The 4,790-nt window shown below is 67.7% G+C and carries 4 protein-coding genes; 3 read left to right on the top strand and 1 reads right to left on the bottom strand.

The window, feature by feature from the left end:
• Together JWQ89_RS03525 and JWQ89_RS03520 are read left to right on the top strand one after the other, a co-directional pair.
• The coding region (locus JWQ89_RS03525; RefSeq protein ID WP_299638452.1) for an HlyD family type I secretion periplasmic adaptor subunit at positions 1-1,013 on the top strand (1,013 nt) is incomplete at its 5' end.
• 219 nt (positions 1,014-1,232) lie between these two features.
• A complete protein-coding gene (locus JWQ89_RS03520) occupies positions 1,233-2,405 on the top strand; it encodes a YihY/virulence factor BrkB family protein (RefSeq protein ID WP_299638450.1) in 1,173 nt (390 codons plus the stop codon).
• A 63-nt stretch (positions 2,406-2,468) separates the two neighbouring features.
• Here JWQ89_RS03520 and JWQ89_RS03515 read toward each other — a convergent pair whose 3' ends face one another.
• Positions 2,469-3,683, bottom strand: a complete 1,215-nt coding sequence (locus JWQ89_RS03515) for an enolase C-terminal domain-like protein (RefSeq protein ID WP_299638448.1) — start codon at positions 3,681-3,683, stop codon at positions 2,469-2,471.
• A 288-nt stretch (positions 3,684-3,971) separates the two neighbouring features.
• On the opposite strand from JWQ89_RS03515, the gene JWQ89_RS03510 reads away from it, so the two are divergent.
• On the top strand, positions 3,972-4,745 hold the full coding sequence (locus tag JWQ89_RS03510) for a glucose 1-dehydrogenase (protein WP_299638446.1): 774 nt from the start codon (positions 3,972-3,974) through the stop codon (positions 4,743-4,745).
• Positions 4,746-4,790 lie beyond the last annotated feature (45 nt).

Raw genomic sequence — 4,790 nt, 5'->3', positions numbered from 1 at the left:
TCTTCCAGCAGCTGGCGCTCGCCCGGGCCATGGAAGCCCGCCTCAAGGCCGAGCTCAGCGGCGCGAGGGAGATCGTCTTTCCCGAGGACCTGCTGGCGAGCGAGGCCCCCTATGTGCGGGAGACGCTGGCCAGCCAGCGCGGCGAGTTCCGGACGCGCAGCCAGTCGCTGGTTGGCGGCCGCGACATCCTGCTGCGGCGTGTCGACCAGCTGACCGAACAGGCCAAAGGCGGCATCTCGACCCGGCGCGCCTACGAGGAGCAGTTGGCCTCCCTGACCGCGGAGCGCACCCGGCTCGACCGTCTGCTGCAGGATGGGCTCGCCACCCGCGGGCGGATCAGCGATCTCGAGCGCAACATCGCCGACGTGCAGGGCCGCATCGGAGAACTCGACGGCAACACCGCGGCAAGCGAACAGAAGGTCGCCGAGATCGAGCAGCAGATCACCCAGCTGACGCGCGATCGCCAGAGCGAGGTCGCCGAACAGCTGGCTTCGCTGCAGTCGAAAATTCTCGAGATCGTGCCGCAGCTGCAGGACGCCCAGTCCCGCCTCGATCGCTCGATCATCCGGTCGCCGGCGGATGGCCGCATCGTCGGGCTCGCCGTGCATGCCGTCGGGTCGGTCATCGCGCCCGGCCAGATCCTCCTCGAAATCGTGCCGGAAAAGGCCATGCTGGTGGTCGAGGCGCGGGTGCGCGTCGACGACATCTCCGAGCTCCATGAAGGCATGCCGGCCGAACTGCGCTTCTCCTCCCACCGCCAGCACGTGACGCCGCTGATCCGGGGCGCCGTGCAGCAGGTTTCGGCCGACCGCATTACCGACGAGCGCACGCTGGCGGTCTACTACAAGACCCTGATCGACGTCGATCTCGCCGACCTGCAGCACTATCCCGACATCGAGCTCTACCCGGGGATGGGAGCGACCGTGCTGATCACCACCCAGCAGCGCACCGCCCTCGACTACCTGCTGAGCCCGCTGACAGCCGGCTTCGATCGCGCCTTCAAGCAGCGCTGAGGCAGCCGCATCCGGGAGCCGGCGCGCCGGCCTCGACCGGCGTCAGACGCACGGCCGCGACCCGCCGCGGGGGGCTGTCCTCCCAGGGACGTGGCCTGCATCCCGGCGCTCGCCTCCACTAAGTTCCGGGCCCGCAACAAACCGACCATCCCCCACAAAAATGGTCGGCAACTCCTGCACCATACCTAAGTTGTTCTCCCGCTAGACGAGGAGGTCAGCATGGATACGCAGAGGACCAGGGAGCGGGAGCTGGAGCGGGGTCGCGGACGGCGTGCCGAGGCGCCGCAGCAGATGCCGCCCAAGGCCTGGAAGGACATCCTGTGGCGCACCTGGAGCGAGATTTCCGATGACCGGGTCACCCTGATCGCTGCCGGCGCCACCTACTACCTGCTGCTGGCGCTGTTCCCGACCATCGTTGCCTTCGTGTCGCTCTACGGGCTGTTCACCGACCCCGCGACTGTGGCCGAGCATGTCGGCATGCTGGCGGGGATCGTGCCGGAGGGGGGCCTCCAGATCATCGACGAGCAACTGGTGCGGCTCACCCAGCAGGGAGCGACGACCCTGGGCTGGGGGCTGGTCCTTTCCCTCGCCCTTGCCCTGTGGAGTTCCAGTTCCGGCATCAAGACCATGTTCGAGGCGATGAACATCGCCTACGACGAACGCGAGAAGCGCTCGTTTCTGAAGCTCAACCTGCTCGCCCTGCTCTTCACTATCGGCGGCCTCGTCGCCGCCATCGTGATGATTGGCGTCGTCATCCTCATGCCCGCGGTGCTCGGCGCGATCGGCCTGTCGAGCGGCTTCGAGTGGCTCGTCCAGGGTCTCGGCTACGGGCTGCTGGTGCTGATGCTGTTTGCCGGCATCGCCGCGCTTTACCGCCTCGGGCCGAGCCGGCAGCAGGCGAAATGGCGATGGCTGACGCCGGGCGCGGTGCTGGCCGTGCTGGTCATCGTCATCGCCTCGCTCCTCTTCTCCTGGTACAGCGCCAATTTCGCCAACTACGAGAAGACCTACGGCTCGCTTGGCGCGTTGATCGGCTTTCTGACCTGGATCTGGATCTCGATCACCGTGGTGATCGCCGGAGCCGAACTCAACTCCGAGATCGAGCACCAGACGGCCAAGGACTCGACCATCGGCCGCGACACCCCGATGGGTACGCGCAACGCCACCATGGCGGACACCCTGGGCACGTCGGTGGAGGAGGGCGGGGACACCTCCGAACCCCGGGATGGGAGCCCGGAATGGCAGGCCGGCTTCGCCGCCGCCCGAAACCGCTTCCGCCATCGCCCCGGAAAAATGTCGATGGGCGGCCTCGTCCTCGCCCTGCCTGTCGCCGCAACCCTCGGCTGGATGAAGCAGCGCCGCTTGCGGCAGCGAGCCGGCGATAGTCACTAGCTCAGCCTCTCCGGGACGCTCCCGGACACAGCCCGGCCGTACCGGCCGGGCCGCGCCAGAGCGTCACGGGCGGACGATCTGGCCGTCCCGGCGCCGGTCTTCGGCCATGTAGTAGGACTTGGCCGCCCGCTCCGGATCCAGCAGCGCCTTCGCCTTCTCGATATCGATGTCGATGCCGAGCCCGGGCTGCTCGTTGTGATAGAGATACCCGCCCTCGAGCACCGCATGACCCGGGAACAGGTCGTATTCCTCGGGCTTGAAGTGGTTCTCCTCCTGGATGCCGAAGCTCGAGCTCGCAAGATCGACATGGATCGCGGCCATCTGGTTGACCGGGTCGTTGTCGCCGCCCTCCTGCCAGGCAGTCTGCACGCCGAACCATTCGCACAGCGTCGCGATCTTCCGGCAGTTGGTGATGCCGCCGCCCTTCGAAATCCGCACCCGCACGAAGTCGATCAGCCGCTCGGTGATCAGCGGCAGGTACTCGTGCGGATTGATGAACAGCTCCCCCATCGCCTGCGGCGTGGTGCATTGCTGGCGGACCAGCCGGTACCAGCTCACCTGCTCGGGCGACAGCAGGTCCTCGAGGAAGAACAGCCGGTACGGCTCGAGCAGTTTCGCCAGCTGCACGGCATTGTGCGGGGCGAGGTGCTCGTGGACGTCGTGGGTCAGCTTCGGCCCGAACCCCAGCTTGTCGCGCAGATGCGCGAACATCGCCGGCACGTTCTCGAGATAGGCGTCGTCGTCGAAAGCCCGCTCCTGCGGCCAGTGGTTCTTCGGACCGCGGGCCTCGGCCCGGTCGAGGAAGCCGCCGCCGCCATAGGGCCCGAGCTGGCAGCGGATCACCGTGTAGCCCTCCTCCCAGTAGCGGCGCACATCGTCCTCGAGCTCGCCGAGCGTATCGCCCGAGGCGTGGGCATAGGCCGCGACCGCGCTGCGGGTCGCGCCGCCGAGCAGCTGGTAGACCGGCATGCCGGCTTCCTTGCCCTTGATGTCCCACAGCGCCATGTCGATGCCGGCCTGCACCGTGTTGACCACCGAATCGTTCCGCCAGTAGCCGGAGGTGTGGATGGACTGCCAGATGTCCTCGATCCGGCTGACATCGCGCCCGATCAGCAAGGGCGTCACGGTCTCGATCGCCGTCTGGATCACCTTGCACCGATAGTGGTCGCTCGCCGAGCCGATGCCGTAAAGCCCCGGCTGGTCGGTCAGAACCTTGACGAACAGCCAGGTGCCGTCGACGCGCGTGCGGATTGTCTCGATGCCGGTGATCTTGGTCATGATAGCCTGTGTTGTCGTTTCCCCGGGTCGCCCGGAGCACCCTCTGGATGCCGCATTTTCTAGCCCGCGCCGATGCCGCGTGACAGAGCCAACTTCTGATACTTTGGCCGGAGCCGGCTTCGGCATGGCGCCATCCACCCGAGCCTCGCGACGCCGCCCCGGCCCGACGGTCATCAACAGCATTCCCAACCGTTGCTGCCTCGTTCCAGTATGGTCGGCGAAATCTCCGGCGTCGGCGACCGCAAATGTCGATGCCCGGCAGTGCGCCATCAATCGAGGGAGAACCACATGACCGACCTGCCCAGTTTCGATCTCACCGGCAAGACCGCTCTCGTCACCGGCGCGGCGCGCGGGCTCGGCCGTGCCATCGCGCTGGCCCTCGCCAACGCCGGCGCCGACATCGCGCTCGGTCTCCGCGAAGTCGCCTCGGGCAGCGAGGTGCAGGCCGAAATCGCAGCCCTCGGCCGCCGCGCCGTGCCGCTGCAGATGGACGTGATGCATTTGCCCGAGGCCTATGCCGCAATCGACGCCGCCATCGCCGCCTTCGGCCACCTCGATATCCTCGTCAACAATGTCGGCGGCGGCACCGAGGGGCCGATCGAGGATTTCACCGAAGACGAGTTCGACATGACCATCGCCCTCAACGTCAAGGCGAGCTTCTTCATCGCCCAGCGTGTCGCCCGCCACATGATCGCGCGCGGGCAGGGCGGCCGCATCGTCAACATGAGCTCGCAGGCCGGCTTCGTCGCGCTCCCCGGCGAAGCGATCTATTGCCTCAGCAAGGCCGCCGTCGCCCACATGACCAAGTGCATGGCGGTCGAATGGGGCCGCCACGGCATCACCGTCAACGCCGTCGCCCCCACCTTCATCGAGACCGACGGCACCGCCGAAGCGCTGGGCCGCCCCGGCTTCCGCGACGACGTGGTCGAACGCATCGCCGCCCTCCACCGCGTCGGCGCCCCCCGCGAAGTCTCCGGCGCCGTAACCTTCCTCACCTCCCCCGCCGCCTCCCTGATCACCGGCCAGACCCTCCTCATCGACGGGGGCTGGACGGCGCGCTGATCCTCCCCCGCGTGGCGGGGGAGGGGGACCGCCAAAGGCGGTGGA

The organism is Devosia sp., assembly GCF_028290645.1.
Taxonomy (GTDB): Bacteria; Pseudomonadota; Alphaproteobacteria; order Rhizobiales; family Devosiaceae; genus Devosia_A.
This window is presented reverse-complemented; position numbering and strand designations above follow the sequence as displayed.